This window comes from Microcella sp. (assembly GCF_025808395.1).
Taxonomy (GTDB): Bacteria; Actinomycetota; Actinomycetes; order Actinomycetales; family Microbacteriaceae; genus Microcella.
The window spans coordinates 885,824-899,503 of record NZ_CP075524.1 but is presented as its reverse complement, the minus strand read 5'-3'; the positions used below and the strand labels follow the sequence as shown (position 1 = coordinate 899,503).

Here is a 13,680-nt window from a genome sequence, read left to right as displayed (position 1 = left end):
ACTATTCAGCGACGTGCAGGGGGTCAATGAGTAGACCAGACCGAGGCCCCTCCGGGATCGCCCGAACCCAACAGTATTCGATCGTTCGGACGACAGGCATCTGCTCCGTCGAATCAGCCTACTGAGACCTTCTCGAAAGGAGACATCGCCTGTATGCAGACTGATTCGGTCGTGCACAAGTTCAAGTGCCTAAATGCGCTGAGTCGCAATCCTCAAAGAGGTCACCGTCCTACGAGTGACCTTCCAACCGCCAGCGGAATGTGGGATCGCAAACGTACACGTAAGTCCCTCGTATCCCACGGGTCAGCAAAACCGCATATACGTTGCAGACATAGCGCAGCAGATCCTCATCGCTGTACGTCTTGCCGAGCGTCGGGTTGTTCTCTTTGCCCTTCTTGTCGAAGTAGCTGTCGCGGTCGATGACCAGGCGTTGAGCATCCTCGTCCCACTGAAGGTCGTTGCCGATGATGACGCCGGCGTAGTTGAGGTCGTAGCCCTGCACGGTGTGGATCGAGCCGACTTCGTCGATCGAATTCCGCGAGGCGATCCAGTCGGTGGCGGTGGTGTTCCAGCGCAGCTGGCGGCCGTCGAGCTCGATGTCGTAGGCGGTGGGGTCGCTGCGGCTCTTCCACTCCCACGCGTAGCCGGCGACGAGGCGCGCGAGCCCGTGTTCGGCGTCGCGCTCGCGGATGGCGTCGTGCATTTCGCCGAGATCGTCGAAGAACCGAAGGTCGTAGCCCTCGAAGGTGCGGTGTGCGAGAGTCGGAGCATCCGGATCGGGAGGGCCCGGGCGCAAGATGCTCCGAACCCACCCGATGTAGTCGTCGCCAGCCTTGACGCGCATCTGCGAGACGAGCGGATAGTGCCGCCCGTCGCCTTTCGCTTCGTCGACAAGGTCGCGCAACAGTTCGGGCGGCAGGTCGGCGGGGCGCACACTCTGCTCGGGGTCGACCATGACGATCTGGTGGCGGCTACGCGCGCGAATCCAGTCGAGTTGGGTCTTGCTGGTGTCGTCGGCGCCGAAGAGTTTCGTGGTGATGTCGATGAACTGCCGGTTCTGGATGCCCGACGGCTGGTTGGCGCGCTGGTTGAGCCGGTGGGCTTCGTCGACGATGAGTAGATCCCACGACTCATCGCACGCCCCCACCTGGAACGGCGTCATCACCTGGGTGGGGTGTAGCCCCGGCGTGCGTTTGAATACCCGCTGGATGCTCTTGCGCAACGACTGCTGCGGCACGACCAGCCCGACCCGGAAGTTTTGCAGCAGCTCGCGGTGCCCAGCGGTGAAGTAGTCGGAGAAGATCGAGTCGGCGTCGGGCTCGTCGTCGGGTTTCGATGCGGCGATGTCGGCGAGCAGCTTCATGAGGTAAATGGCGACGACGGTCTTGCCGGTGCCGGGTTCGCCCTGCACGACGAGCAGGTTGCCGGTGTCGGTTTCGAGGTCTCGCAGCAGCCCGTCGACGATGTCTTCGACGGCGATCGCCTGGTCGGTGGTCAGCGCCTTGTAGGGGGAGAGCTTGAAGAGGTCGCTGTTCTCGATCTCAGGGATGCTGCGCGTGAAGATGCCCTCAGCCCGCAGCTGCTCGAACACGTCGCGGAACGACTCGCGGTAGAGCTCGCGGTCGTAGTAGGCCGAGTCGGTGATGCCTTCGTTGCGGTTGAGTACTCGGTAGGTGCCGTCGCCAGCGAGCAGTCGGATCAGGTGCGACTCGAGGTCGAGGCACACCGACTTGTTGTAGCGGTCGTCGAGCACCACGCGGATTTCAGCGAGCGCCTCGCGCTTCTCGTCGTTGTCGAGGTGCTGCAGCATGCGCGCTTCGGCGTTGAGTGTCTCGCCGACGTAGACGTCGTCGAAGCCGCCGCTCGGTCGGCCACCCCGGCCGCTCTCGAGCAAGTACACGACGGGCCAGTTGCGGCGGCGAGGGTCATCCTTGGCCCAGGCGCGAACGGCGTGCTTGTCGAACGGCACACGCTGAATCTCAAAGCTGGTCATACTTCTCGCTGCGTCCGCGCGACTTCTCGGCCGGATATTTTGCGCGGGTCTGCTCGAGCTTGTCGAGGACCAGCTGCTGGGGGTCTGCGTCGATCTTGTCGGCGAGCAGAACGCAATAGGTCAGCACGTCGGCGAGTTCGTCTCGCAGGCGTTGGTAGTCAGCCTCAGAGTTCCACTGGAAGAGCTCGAGCAGCTCCGCCGCCTCGATTGAGATGCTCTTGGCGAGGTTCTCGGGGGTGTGGAACTGGCCCCAGTCGCGCTCGGCCACGAATGCGCGCAGGGCGTCGCGGGCGGCGTCGGTCATGATGGTCAGCGTAGTCCTGGAGAGATGACACTGCCTCGGATGACGACCCGGCGGGCCGCGACACGCAATGTCGGATCCATGGTGGAAACTTGCTCACGTGTACTCGAAACGACAGGAGGCGGGGCCATGACGATTGATGCATGGTCGCTCTGGGCCATGCGCTCGGAGGCGATCTGGAATGGCCTCGTCTTGCTCTTCCAGGCTTTCATCGAATCGGCTTCTTCCCATCCTTGGATGTGGTTGGTGGTTCTTGCGGTCGGGTTGACTGCGACACGCAAAGCATGGCTTGCTTTTCTTCGGAAGTTGGGGTTCGCCTATCTGAGGGGTTCTGCCTCGGGGGCGCCGTGAGCGATCAACAGGGTTCGCGTAGTCGTGCCGCCAGTGACGAATCGTATGTGATCGACCTCTGTGACGCGATCCTCGGTCAGCCCGCGTCGCGACAGCATCGCTTTGAATGGCTCGAAGGTGACCCCGGGCAAAGCGGCCGGAAGGTTCGACTTCCGGTAGACGCTTACTGGCCCCCGTTCGGGCTGGTTGTCGAGTATCGAGAGAGTCAACACGACGCTCCGACTCCCTTCTTCGACAAGCCGGATCGACTCACCATCAGTGGCGTTCACCGCGGTCTTCAGCGCGCTCTCTACGACCAACGCAGGGAAGCCCTCATTCCCGCGCACGGGTTGCAGCTCTTGATCGTGCGACCAAACGATCTCCACTCCGATTCGCGTGGGCGACTCCGCAGATCCATCGAGCCAGACCACGCGAGACTCGTCGAGATTCTCAAACCCTTTCGTAGAGACGCAGAGACATCGCTTCACCCGCTGGCCCCATGACAGTCGCGAATAGTGATGGTCGAAGACGAAGACATTGCCAGGTGCACTGCGCGCTCGAAGGCCAACATCGTTCTTGGCGTGGTGCCGGGCGGGGTGTGGGTTGATGACGCGAGGCGGTAGGTCGGCCCGGCGCCGCAATAGCGCGTGGAGCGCGGGATCGTTCATCCCTAGGCCGTGCTATTGACCTAGCGGGCCAGAGGCAGCGCGAAGCGCGAAGGAATTACTCGAGCTTGCTGTTGTGGCTTCGCAGCGCCGCGGCGAGCGGTGGCAAGTAGGTCTTGACAACGTCGCGAACCGTGTCGGTATCGACACCGAAGTACTGGTGAACGAGGATGTTGCGAAACCCACGGATCTGGGGCCAGGCGATCTCGGGGTGTGCGTCTGTCAGATCGGCGGGAAGGTGCTTGGCGGCCTCCCCGATGATCTGCAGGTTGCGCTCGACGGCGTCTTCAGCCATGTCGACGAGATCGCTGTTGTCGCTGCTGAGCGCGTCGACATAGCGCTGACACCGGCCGATCGCCTCGAGGATGTCGGCGATGCGCTGTTCGGTGCTGCGACTCACAGCGCCACCACGTCAGCGAGTGCAGTCTCTGAGATCGAGGGCTTGAGCAGCTGCTCGGGAAAGATGTCGATGTCGTCGCGGCCGAACAACGAGCGAGTCTCTTCCATCAGGCCGGACGCTCGCATGAGGAGGTTTCCGTCGGCTGGATTCATGGTCACGACGATGTCGATGTCGCTGTCTGGCCCGGCGTCTCCCCGGGCGACTGATCCGAACAGCCGGGGGCGCGTTGCTTGGTACTTCTCGAGGAGCGCGTCGAACTCACCACGGCGCGCCTCGAGAAGCTCGCGCAGGGCGAGCGTCTCGGGAGTTGCGGCGGTAGTCGACATGCGTTGAGGATACCGGGGGCACCTCACTAGGGGCGAAGCAAAGCTCGCGAGCTCGGTACGTCTAGCGTCGACCGCCGCTTGGTGCTCGGAAGCCGACGCAGCGCACCCGCCCCACCTTGGGGGCTGTCGAGCACTGCTCGACTTCGCCTAGCGTCAGGGCATGACTGACGACAACGGGGTTGCGGGTGGGTCTGCTCGGCGTGAGTACGAGCGGCGCCGCGCCAAAGACGAGGCTGCGACGCGTGCCAACTGGGGGCCGTTTGGGGGCATTGCGGTCGCGCTGACGCCGGAGCGTCAGAGCACGCGGGCCTGGAGTTCGGGCGCCATCGGAGAAGAGCGCGTCGCGGCTCGGTTGAACGGGATCGCGTCGGAGAGCATCCGGGTTCTGCATGATCGCAAGATTCCGCGATCGAGGGCCAACATCGATCACCTTGCCGTCACGCCCGGCGGGGTGTGGGTGATCGACACGAAGCGCTACCAGAACAAGCAGCCGCAGTTGCGGGTCGAGGGCGGCATCTTTCGCCCGCGCGTCGAACGGCTGTTCGTGCGGGGGAGTGACAAGACAGGGCTTGTCGAGGGCGTGCTCAAGCAGGTGGCGCTTGTCGAGGATGTCGTCGGTGATGTTCCGGTGCACGGGGTGCTGTGCTTCATCGACGCCCAGTGGCCCATGTTCGCCAGCCCGTTCACGGTGCGGGGTGTCGACGTGATGTGGCCGAACCGGCTGGCGACACAACTGCAGCGCGCGGTGGAGCCCATCATCGAGGTGGGCGCGGTGGCCGACGTGCTCGATCGGCGGTTTGTGCGGGCGTGACCCGGCGTCAGGTTGCTGTGCCGGGTGGCGGGGCGTCGAGCGACCGCAGCATGCGTTCCAGGGCCTCCCGCAGTTCTGACCGCGCGGGTTCGGCGAGGTCGGTCGTGTAGTCGACGCCGGCCGGAATCCACGACAGGCCGTACATGGTTTCGCGAAAGTCGGCGCCGCCGACCGGCCACCGCGTGTGGCTGTCGCCCTCGGCGGTAGCGCCCTGCGCCCAGATGCCGAAGTGTTCTTTCATCGTGGCGAGGGGCAACTGCATGACCGCGTCGGCTTCGACCGGTTGCCTGGTCCACGAGCGGGCGACGAGCACGAAATCTTCGATCTCTTCGGCGGTGAGGGGTCGCGGTTCGAAAGTCACCCGCAAGTGTTCGACGTTCTCGAGGCGGTCGACTCGGAAGGTGCGCCAGTCGTCGCGTTCGAGATCCCAACAGAGCAAGTACCAGTGGCGGTCGGCGGGTGAGAGCGCATGCGGCTCGACGCGGCGTCGCGTCACCTCGCCGGCCGCCGAGGTGTAGGTGAAGCGCACCCGTTCGTGGTCGCGGCATGCAAGCGCGAGCTCGCCGAGCACCTCGCTCGACACGGCGGCCCCCGCCTGAAGCCCGGCGGGTTGCACGGCCTCGGCGAGGGCGGTCACGCGTCGACGCAGTGGTGCCGGCAACACTTGCTCGAGCTTCGCGAGTGCGGTGAGGGTCGTCTCGGGCCCACTGACGAGTCGTTGCGAGGCAGCGATGCGTAGCCCGATCGCCATGGCGACTGCTTCTTCGTCGGTGAGCAGCAAGGGAGGTACGGCACTGCCCGCCTCGAGTCGGTAGCCTCCCGCGACGCCGGGCACCGACTCGATGCGGTACCCGAGCTCGCGCAAACGCTCGACGTCGCGGCGCACCGTTCGCTCGGTGACGCCGAGGCGCGCCGCCAGTTCTGAACCGGCCCAGTGCCGGTGGGTCTGCAGCAGGTTGAGCAACGACAGTGCGCGGCTGGTGGTGTCAGACATGGTGAGATTCTGCCGCAGATTGAGGACAGAATCTGACCGGATGCCCTCCTACAGTGCTGTCCATGACACACCAACCCATCATCGAGGCGCACGGGCTCACCAAGCGCTTCACCGTCAAGAAGAAGACCGTCGAGGCGGTCACCGACCTCACTTTCTCGGTAGCACGCGGCGAGCTCGTCGCCTTTCTCGGCCCGAACGGCGCGGGCAAGTCGACAAGTCTGCGCATGCTCACCACACTCATTCCGCCCACCTCAGGCACCGCTCGCGTCGTCGGCCACGACGTGCTCACGAATCCGGCAGGCGTGCGTGCCCGCATCGGCTATGTCGGGCAGCTCAACAGCGGCAGCTTTGCCCAGCGCACGCGCGACGAGCTGCTGAGCCAGGGCGCGTTCTACGGCATGACGCGTTCGGCCTCGATCGCTCGCGCCGATGAGTTGATCGAGTCGCTCGACCTCTCGGGCTTCGCGACTCGCACAGTGCAGCAGTTGAGCGGCGGGCAGAAGCGGCGCCTCGACATTGCGCTCGGGCTCATGCACGCCCCACCGCTCATCTTTCTCGACGAGCCCTCGACCGGCCTCGACCCGCAGAGCCGAGCGAACCTGTGGCAACACATTCTCGACTTGCGCACGCAGTTCGGCACGACGGTGTTTCTCACCACGCACTACCTCGAAGAAGCCGACCGCTACGCCGAGCGCGTCATGGTCATGGATCAAGGCAGGGTCATCGCCGACGACACCGCCGCGCGATTGAAGGCAGAGCTCGCGGGTGACCTGCTGACGCTCGGCTTCGAGAGTGCCAACGACGCCGATCGCGCTGTGCCGATCGTGGCGCGACTCACCGGGCGTGAGGTGCGGCAGGAGGGTGCGGCCGATCTCGTCGTCACCGCCCCCGAAGGTGCCGCATTGCTACCTCACGCGGTGCGCGAACTCGATGCCGCGGGCATCACGGTCGCCCGCGCCACCGGAGTGCCACCGACCCTCGACGACGTCTTTCTCAGTCTCACCGGCAGAACGTTGCGCGATGCCGACCAGTCAGCCGAGGCAGAACCAGACCAGACCGCGCCCGGCGCGGTCGAGAACGAAGGAGCAGTGCGATGACCCCCCTCACCGAGACCGCCGAACGTTTCGAGCCCGCCACGGTCGTGCGCGGCAACCCGGCGCGCGATACCTGGAATGTTCTCGTGCGCGACCTCAAGCCTGTCGTGCGCGACCCCTTCACGCTCATCTTCAGCCTCGTGCAGCCGCTCGTGTTTCTCGGGCTGTTCGCCCCGCTGCTCGTCGGTCAATCGGGCGCTCCGGTGAGCGAGACTCTAGCCTGGTTCGTGCCGGGCGTGGTCGTCATGATCGTGCTCTTCGGCACCGGGGCCACCGGCTCGAACCTGCAGTACGAAGTGATGACGGGCTCGCACGAGCGCACGCTCGTGGCACCCATCTCTCGAGCCTCACTCCTCGTGGGGCGCGCGTTGAAAGAGATCGTGCCGATCGTCGTGCAAGCAATGATCATCGTGCTCATCGCGATGCCGTTCGGCTTCGCGTTCGACGTCGTCGGGCTCATTGTGGGTCTCGCCCTGCTCGCCGTGTTCGGCGTCGGGCTCGGTGCGCTGTCGTACACGCTGGCCATCGTCACGAAGGGCCGCGAGTGGCTCTTCTGGGGAGTTCAGCAGACGCTGATCTTTCCGCTGCTCATCCTCTCCGGAGTGCTGCTGCCTCTCGACGCAGGGCCCGAATGGATGCGCGTGGTCGCGACAGTCAATCCGATCAACTGGGTCGTGCAGGCCGAGCGAGCGTTGCTCTCCGGCGACGTGCTCGCTCCCGTCGTGATGTGGGGCTGGATAGCAGCGCTACTGCTCGCGGCAGTCGGTCTCGTCGTCGGAGTGCGAGCGATGCGCAAGAGTGACTGAATCGCTGGCGGCCGACTGTACTCGGCAGAGGCATGGCGCCTGCCGTGCGCCCTCCACCAGATAGGTGACGATTCGGACTGTTGTCGGCCGTCGAAATGTGAAACCATCTTCACAAAATTTCTCAGACGTCATGTTCGTGCCCAGTCAAGACCAAGTGGAGTGATGGGAGTGGCAGATGCGAATTGTGCTGGTGCACGGGCGCAAGCAAGCGCGCAAGATTCCGCTGAACGAGAAGCGGGCGTGGATCGACATGGTTGAGCAGGGCCTGCGGCACAACGGCTATTCGGTCACCATCAATGAAAACGATGTTCGCTTCGCGTACTACGGCAACGCTCTTGAATCGCAAGCGAGAGGTCTGCCGGAGTCTGAAGTGATCGTGCTGAACGACGGAGAGGTGCTGAGCGACGAGACGGTCGTGCCACCGGACGAAGAAGAGTTCGCGATCGCGGTTTTGAAAGATGTCGCCGATGAACTCGGGGTCGATTATCGCATTGCTCTCGCGCCCGACGCTGAGTTCGGTGAGTTGGGATTTCGCAACAATCCGATCTTGCGCCGATTGCTCCAGCTCTTGAATGAGCACGCACCGACCCTCGGGATCGCTTCGTTGTTCTGGGCGACGCGCGACGTCTACGCGTATGCAACCGACCCGGAGTTTCAGCGCAGACTGGATGCGGCCGTGGCGACGGCGATGTCGGCGGACGACTCGAACATCGTCGTCGCACACTCTTTGGGCAGCGTCGTCGCGCTATCGACCTTGCTTGCCGGAGAGTCTCAGCACAACTGGAGCGTCCCACTCTTTCTGACCCTTGGCTCGCCGCTCGGCGTCACCGCGATTCACGATCGTCTTCGAAACCGCAGATACCCGCGGTCTGTCGCGCGGTGGCTCAATGCATTCGACGAGCGAGACGTTGTCTCGTTGACGCCGCTGGACGACTCCGACTTTCCGCCCGGTGGCATCGAGAATCATCACCAAGTGCAGAACACGAGCGATGACCACCACGGCGTCGCCGAGTACCTTCAAGACCCCGTCGTCGCGAAGGCACTGTTTGAGGCACTGACCAACAAGGCATTCGGCGGCTCACCTTCAGCCGACAATAAGCTCTAGCCGACCCCACCCCACGGCTGCAGTGCGGCGGGTGCGGGCCATGGCAGGCTGCGCTCGAGCATCCCGGCGCCGACTGCTGCGGCCGCGCCCCAGTCGTCGTCGACGACCGTGAGCCCAGCCGGGCTCAAGTGGCTGATGCGCACGCGTTGCACGCGACCGTCGTCGAGCCGCAGGCCCCACGGCTCGGCGAGCCAGGCAAGCCCGTGCTCGTCGAGCGCGGCTTCGGCGTCGAGCCACTCGACGTCGGCTGCGACGACGCGGCCGAGCACGTCGACGGCGGTGTAGAGCGCGCCGCTCGGGTGAATCCAGCCGAGGCGTTCGCGGTCGTCGCGCCGGTGCTCGACCCAGTCGGCGGGCATCGTCGTCTCGGTCACACGGCAATCGTAGAGGCCTCTCTGTCGTGCGGTCAGAGTGTGACGGCACTATCTCGCGAACGTCGAAATCTTGCGCGCCGAGCTACAACGTGTAACCATATGGTTGTGCGATCAACCGAGCTGAGTGATGCAGAAATCGATGCAGTCTTCCACTCACTTGCCGATCGCACGAGACGCGACATTGTCGCGCAGGTGGTGCAGCGCGAGCAGTCGGTGAGCGACCTCGCCGAGCGCTACGCGATGAGCTTCACCGCCGTGCAGAAGCACGTCACCGTGCTCGAGCGAGCGTCACTCGTGCACAAACGACGCGACGGGCGCCGTCAGATCGTGAGCGCCGATCGTGAGCAACTGCAGCGTGCGCAAGCGCTGCTCGACGAGTACGAACGCCTGTGGCGTCAGCGCACCGACCAGATCGCCAGCATCCTCGCCGAGACACCACCAGAAGGAGCCACGCCATGACATTCGTCAGCGCCGAGAAAGACGCCGCCAATCGCACCATGACCTTCATCGCCGAGTTCGACGCCCCCGTCGAGCGAGTGTGGAGCGTGTGGTCAGACCGCGACACGCTCGAGCGCTGGTGGGGGCCTCCCGAGTATCCGGCCACGATCAGCGAGTTCGACTTCGTGGCCGGGGGCCGGATGCTCTACCGCATGGTCGGCGACCCCGAGGGCGAGCACCTCGATGGCCGCCTGCGGTTCATCAGCATCGACGAGCCGCGCGAGATCGTCTACGACGAAGCCTTCATTCCTGCCGAGGGCGACCCAGACGAGCAGCCCCTGAACCGCAGCGTGGTGACGTTCGAGGCCACCGGTGATGTCACCCGCATGACGATCATCACCACGTTCACCAGCGACGAAGAGTTCGAGCAGGCGGTCGAGTTCGGAGCCCTCGAAGGCTACGAGGCAGGCATCGGGCAGATCGACGCGATTCTCGCCGAGAAGGGCACCTCGGCCTAGCGGCGACCTCGACCGCCGGATGCTCAGCGCGAGCTGTTCGGCGTGCGCCCCCGCACGATGCCGATGAATTCATCGACTAAGGGATGCGCGCCCGCCGTCGGCCAGACGAGCGAGATACCAGTCTCGACCCCGTCGGTGAGCGGCCGTGCCACCACGTCGCGCCGCGAGTGTGCGCGTGCCACCGACTGCGGCATGACGGCCACGCCCACGTTGGCGGCCACGAGTTCGACGGCGTCGGCACCACTGCCGCTGATGAGATCAACCGGCAGCACGGTCACATCGTCGACCTCGGCCAGCTCGGCAAGGCTCACGCTGTCGAGGCTCGCCACGAGCGAGCCTTTCGGCGCGACGACGACGGGCGATTCGCGGTAGAGCGCGATGGCGTGCCGGGCGTCGTCGGCGCTCACGTCACGCAGCAGGGCCATGTGCACGGTGCCGTCGTCGAGCGAGGCGAGCGCAGCATCCTGATGCATCGCCACCAGATCGAGGCGACCGCGAGGCCGGCGCTCACGCCAGATGCGCTGCCACTTGCCGGGCGTCACGCCGGGCACGAAAGCGACGGCAAGAGGATCAGGCATGGGCTCAGGCTACCCGCGGGTCGTCGAGGCCGTACGCTCGAGGGCATGACCGATGCACCGCGCGAAGACCGCCGCCAGCAGCCCAAGCCGAAGAAAGAGCAGTTGCTGAGCCCCGCGACCGCCGCGAAGAAGCTCGGCGTCTACTTGCCGGCGACACCGGACGAGTTTCGTGCGGCGCCCGTGTCGCGCAGCGCGCTGCAGGCGTTGAACGACAGCCCTCCCGAGTGGCTCACGACGCTGCGCCGCGAAGGCCCGCACCCGCGTGATGAGGTGTCGCGCCGCCTCGGCGTGTCGAACTCGGCACTCGCGCGCGCCGGCGTCAGCGACTCGATGACGACAGACGAGATTCGCGCGCTGCTGGCAGACCGGCCTGAGTGGCTCGTCGTCGAACGCGAGAAGCACGTGCCCGGCAGCGGGCGCGTGCCCGGCACGGCGATCGGCGAGCGGCCCGCGCGGTCCGAGGCACCTCACGACGACGAGGGCGAGTAGCGCGAACTTCAGGCCCGCGAGTCGTAGCTTGCCTCGCGTCGCCGCGTGCTGAGCAAACCATCGAGTAGGTCATGACCGGCGAGTCTTGCTCTCACGACGTGCTCGAGCCCAGTCTGGTCGGCCAGGAACACGCCGAGGTCGGTGTCGACCGCGACGAGAGTAGAGCCCTCAATCCAGCTATGCCGGGCCCGCATCGTTGCAGGCACGACGATGCGCCCATCGCCTTCCATGTGAACTGCAGCAGAGTCACTCACGCGGTCAGACTAATACGGCGACCCGACGAGCAGCTCGGTCATCAGCGTCCCCGCGGGTGTTGGATAGACACCATGGCTCTCACCGAATCTGACATCGACGCCCTCGCCGAAGCCTCATCGTTCACCGGAGTCGTCAGCATCGACGTCGACTGCCAGCCCGAACTGGTCAAGGCCTACGGCTTCGCCCACCGCGCGCTGCAGGTGCCGAACACTGCCGACACGCGCATCGCGATCGCGAGCGGCAGCAAGGCGTTCACGGCGCTCGCGGTGCTGAGCCTCGTCGAAGAGGGGGTGCTGAGCCTCGACACACCCGTGCGCAGCATCCTGAACAGCGACCTGCCGCTCATCGACGACGCCGTCACGATCGAGCACTTGCTGACCCACCATTCCGGCATCGGCGACTACATCGACGAAGACGGCGACTTCGAGGTCGACGACTATGTGATGCCGGTGCCCGTGCACACGCTCGACACGACCGAAGGCTTTCTGCCGGTGCTCGACGGGTTCGAGCAGTCGTTCGCGCCGGGCGAGCGCTTCGCCTACTGCAACAGCGGCTACATGGTGCTCGCGCTGGTGGCTGAGCGGGCCAGCGGCACCCCCTTTCATGACCTCGTGCAGGCGCGCGTCTTCGACAAGGCGGGAATGTCACGGACCGGCTACCTGCGGTCTGACGACCTGCCGTCGGATGCTGCGCTCGGCTACATGGACCACGAGGGCAACCGCACCAATGTGCTGCACCTGCCCGTGCGGGGCAACGGCGATGGTGGCGCATACACGACCGCGGGCGACCTGACGATCTTCTGGCGCGCGCTGCTCGACGGCAGCGTCGTCTCACCGGAGACCGTGGCCGAGATGGCGCGCCCTCGAGCCGAAGATGCCGATGAGGGCATGCGCAGCGGCATGGGTCTGTTTCTGCTGCTCGACCGCGACGCGCTGTTCATCGAGGGGTATGACGCGGGTGCCTCGTTCCGCAGCACGCACGACCCCGAGTCGAAGCGCACGATCTCGGTGCTCGGCAACAGTTCTGAGGGCGCCTGGAAGCTCATCTACGAGCTCGGTATCGACGGCTGACGAGCTCGCCGGCGGCTACGGCGAGCTGGCGCGATCGCGGTACGCGCTCGGCGACTCGCCCGACCACCGCCGAAACGCACGCGAGAACGCCGCAGGGTCTGAGAAGCCGGTGAGGTAGGCGACCTGCCGCACCGAGGCGGTGCGTTTCGCCATGTGCTCCAGCGCCAGGTCGCGCCGCACCTGATCGACGATGCGGGTCAGGCTCGTGCCTTCAGCATTGAGCTGCCGGTACAGGGTAGAGCGGCTGCAGTGCAGGCGTTCGGCGATCGAGGTCGCCGAGACCTCGCCTTCGTGCAGTCGAGCACGCACCTCGTGCTCGACGCGGTCGCGGTAGTGCTGGGGCGCCTCGGGCAGGTCGAGCAGTTCGTCTGCGCGAGCAGTGAGCAGAGCTCTGACGTATGGCGGGTGCTGCGCGACGGGCCAGTCGGCGACGCCGGGGTGAAGCTCGAGCATGTTCGCTGTCGCGCCGACCATCACGGGGCAGCCGAGAACGCGTTCATACTCGGCGTGGTGCTCGAGTTCGGGCGCGGTGAAGTGCACGGCGAGCACGTGAGGCTGCGACAAGAACCGTCGCGGCCCGCAGACGAGGCGTGCGAACGCTTCGTCGATGAGTTCGCGCGGCGTGTCGAGCGGTCGGGTGTCGACGAGCAGCAGTCTGCCTGCCGCGTGCTGCAGCCGCAGTGCCGGCTCGTCGCGGCCGTCGTCGAGTTCGAGCGCTAATGATCCGTATCGCTGCAGCTGGTGCAGCGCGCCCGCCATGGTCGTCGACGCCTCCATGATCAACCCGAGTATCGACACCTCTGCCATGGGCACGTGCGCACCGTAGTGCAGCGCGAGAACCGGGTCGTCGAGTGCGTGCGACGCCAAGCGCATGAGTGTCAGATAGCGGGCGAGCGCGATGCGAGCGTCAGGGTCGTCGAGGGCCGCGCCGTCGATGTCTGCGGCGAGCACCATCGCGTCGGCGTCGATGCCGTGCGCAGCGAGGTATGACCGAAGCCCGGCGACGACTCCTGCCGCGACTGTGGGTCGTCGCATTGCTGGTCCTCTCTCGAGTCACCAGCCGCACGACGATGAGCCCGACGGTCAAGAAGCGTGACTCACACGATCATGCTCGCGAGGCTCACGCGCCGCAA

At 65.5% G+C, this 13,680-nt stretch carries 17 protein-coding genes; 8 read left to right on the top strand and 9 right to left on the bottom strand.

Annotated elements, in window-relative coordinates:
• Positions 1–229: 229 nt before the first annotated feature.
• The 5 genes from KIT89_RS04425 to KIT89_RS04405 all read right to left on the bottom strand — a co-directional run bounded on the left by KIT89_RS04425 (position 230) and on the right by KIT89_RS04405 (position 4,015).
• On the bottom strand, positions 230–1,993 hold the full coding sequence (locus KIT89_RS04425) for a DUF2075 domain-containing protein (protein WP_297603397.1): 1,764 nt from the start codon (positions 1,991–1,993) through the stop codon (positions 230–232).
• Positions 1,980–2,297 carry a nucleotide pyrophosphohydrolase gene (locus tag KIT89_RS04420; RefSeq protein ID WP_297603396.1) on the bottom strand — a complete coding sequence of 106 codons (318 nt, stop codon included), beginning with the start codon at positions 2,295–2,297 and terminating at the stop codon, positions 1,980–1,982. The genes KIT89_RS04425 and KIT89_RS04420 overlap by 14 nt, the downstream gene beginning before the upstream one ends.
• Before the next feature lie 314 nt (positions 2,298–2,611).
• The gene (locus KIT89_RS04415; protein ID WP_297603394.1) at positions 2,612–3,055 is read right to left on the bottom strand and encodes a hypothetical protein; all 444 of its coding nucleotides are present in this window, start codon (positions 3,053–3,055) and stop codon (positions 2,612–2,614) included.
• A gap of 292 nt (positions 3,056–3,347) precedes the next feature.
• The gene (locus KIT89_RS04410) at positions 3,348–3,689 is read right to left on the bottom strand and encodes a HepT-like ribonuclease domain-containing protein (RefSeq protein WP_297603392.1); all 342 of its coding nucleotides are present in this window, start codon (positions 3,687–3,689) and stop codon (positions 3,348–3,350) included.
• On the bottom strand, positions 3,686–4,015 hold the full coding sequence (locus tag KIT89_RS04405; RefSeq protein WP_297603390.1) for a nucleotidyltransferase domain-containing protein: 330 nt from the start codon (positions 4,013–4,015) through the stop codon (positions 3,686–3,688). The genes KIT89_RS04410 and KIT89_RS04405 overlap by 4 nt, the downstream gene beginning before the upstream one ends.
• Positions 4,016–4,175: 160 nt before the next feature.
• Here KIT89_RS04405 and KIT89_RS04400 point away from each other — a divergent pair, with 160 nt between their 5' ends.
• Positions 4,176–4,826, top strand: coding sequence for a nuclease-related domain-containing protein (locus KIT89_RS04400; RefSeq protein WP_297603388.1), 651 nt, complete (start codon positions 4,176–4,178; stop codon positions 4,824–4,826).
• 7 nt (positions 4,827–4,833) lie between these two features.
• Here the strand turns inward: KIT89_RS04400 and KIT89_RS04395 are convergent, their stop codons facing one another.
• Positions 4,834–5,820 (bottom strand): YafY family protein, encoded by a 987-nt coding sequence (locus KIT89_RS04395; protein ID WP_297603386.1) that lies wholly within the window; start codon positions 5,818–5,820, stop codon positions 4,834–4,836.
• Positions 5,821–5,882: 62 nt separating this feature from the next.
• Between KIT89_RS04395 and KIT89_RS04390 the strand changes: the two genes are divergently transcribed.
• The 3 genes from KIT89_RS04390 to KIT89_RS04380 all read left to right on the top strand — a co-directional run bounded on the left by KIT89_RS04390 (position 5,883) and on the right by KIT89_RS04380 (position 8,825).
• Positions 5,883–6,917: an ABC transporter ATP-binding protein gene (locus tag KIT89_RS04390; RefSeq protein WP_297603384.1), complete on the top strand. Its 1,035-nt coding sequence runs from the start codon at positions 5,883–5,885 to the stop codon at positions 6,915–6,917.
• Positions 6,914–7,720, top strand: coding sequence for an ABC transporter permease (locus KIT89_RS04385; RefSeq protein ID WP_297603382.1), 807 nt, complete (start codon positions 6,914–6,916; stop codon positions 7,718–7,720). Before KIT89_RS04390 ends, KIT89_RS04385 begins: the two co-directional genes overlap by 4 nt.
• Positions 7,721–7,895: 175 nt before the next feature.
• Positions 7,896–8,825 (top strand): hypothetical protein, encoded by a 930-nt coding sequence (locus KIT89_RS04380; protein WP_297603381.1) that lies wholly within the window; start codon positions 7,896–7,898, stop codon positions 8,823–8,825.
• Here the strand turns inward: KIT89_RS04380 and KIT89_RS04375 are convergent.
• Positions 8,822–9,199, bottom strand: a complete 378-nt coding sequence (locus KIT89_RS04375) for a hypothetical protein (protein ID WP_367275881.1) — start codon at positions 9,197–9,199, stop codon at positions 8,822–8,824. The two genes, KIT89_RS04380 and KIT89_RS04375, sit on opposite strands and share 4 nt — an antisense overlap.
• A gap of 99 nt (positions 9,200–9,298) precedes the next feature.
• Between KIT89_RS04375 and KIT89_RS04370 the strand changes: the two genes are divergently transcribed.
• Both KIT89_RS04370 and KIT89_RS04365 read left to right on the top strand, forming a co-directional pair.
• Positions 9,299–9,658, top strand: a complete 360-nt coding sequence (locus tag KIT89_RS04370; protein ID WP_297603380.1) for a helix-turn-helix transcriptional regulator — start codon at positions 9,299–9,301, stop codon at positions 9,656–9,658.
• Positions 9,655–10,155 (top strand): SRPBCC domain-containing protein, encoded by a 501-nt coding sequence (locus KIT89_RS04365; protein ID WP_297603379.1) that lies wholly within the window; start codon positions 9,655–9,657, stop codon positions 10,153–10,155. Before KIT89_RS04370 ends, KIT89_RS04365 begins: the two co-directional genes overlap by 4 nt.
• Before the next feature lie 23 nt (positions 10,156–10,178).
• Here the strand turns inward: KIT89_RS04365 and KIT89_RS04360 are convergent, their stop codons facing one another.
• On the bottom strand, positions 10,179–10,733 hold the full coding sequence (locus tag KIT89_RS04360) for a LysR substrate-binding domain-containing protein (RefSeq protein ID WP_297603378.1): 555 nt from the start codon (positions 10,731–10,733) through the stop codon (positions 10,179–10,181).
• A 45-nt stretch (positions 10,734–10,778) separates the two neighbouring features.
• Here KIT89_RS04360 and KIT89_RS04355 point away from each other — a divergent pair, with 45 nt between their 5' ends.
• Positions 10,779–11,222: a DUF5997 family protein gene (locus KIT89_RS04355; RefSeq protein WP_297603377.1), complete on the top strand. Its 444-nt coding sequence runs from the start codon at positions 10,779–10,781 to the stop codon at positions 11,220–11,222.
• Between the two features lie 326 nt (positions 11,223–11,548).
• Positions 11,549–12,547 carry a serine hydrolase gene (locus KIT89_RS04350; RefSeq protein WP_297603376.1) on the top strand — a complete coding sequence of 333 codons (999 nt, stop codon included), beginning with the start codon at positions 11,549–11,551 and terminating at the stop codon, positions 12,545–12,547.
• Positions 12,548–12,562: 15 nt separating this feature from the next.
• Here KIT89_RS04350 and KIT89_RS04345 read toward each other — a convergent pair whose 3' ends face one another.
• On the bottom strand, positions 12,563–13,582 hold the full coding sequence (locus tag KIT89_RS04345; RefSeq protein WP_297603374.1) for an AraC family transcriptional regulator: 1,020 nt from the start codon (positions 13,580–13,582) through the stop codon (positions 12,563–12,565).
• Between the last annotated feature and the right edge of the window lie 98 nt (positions 13,583–13,680).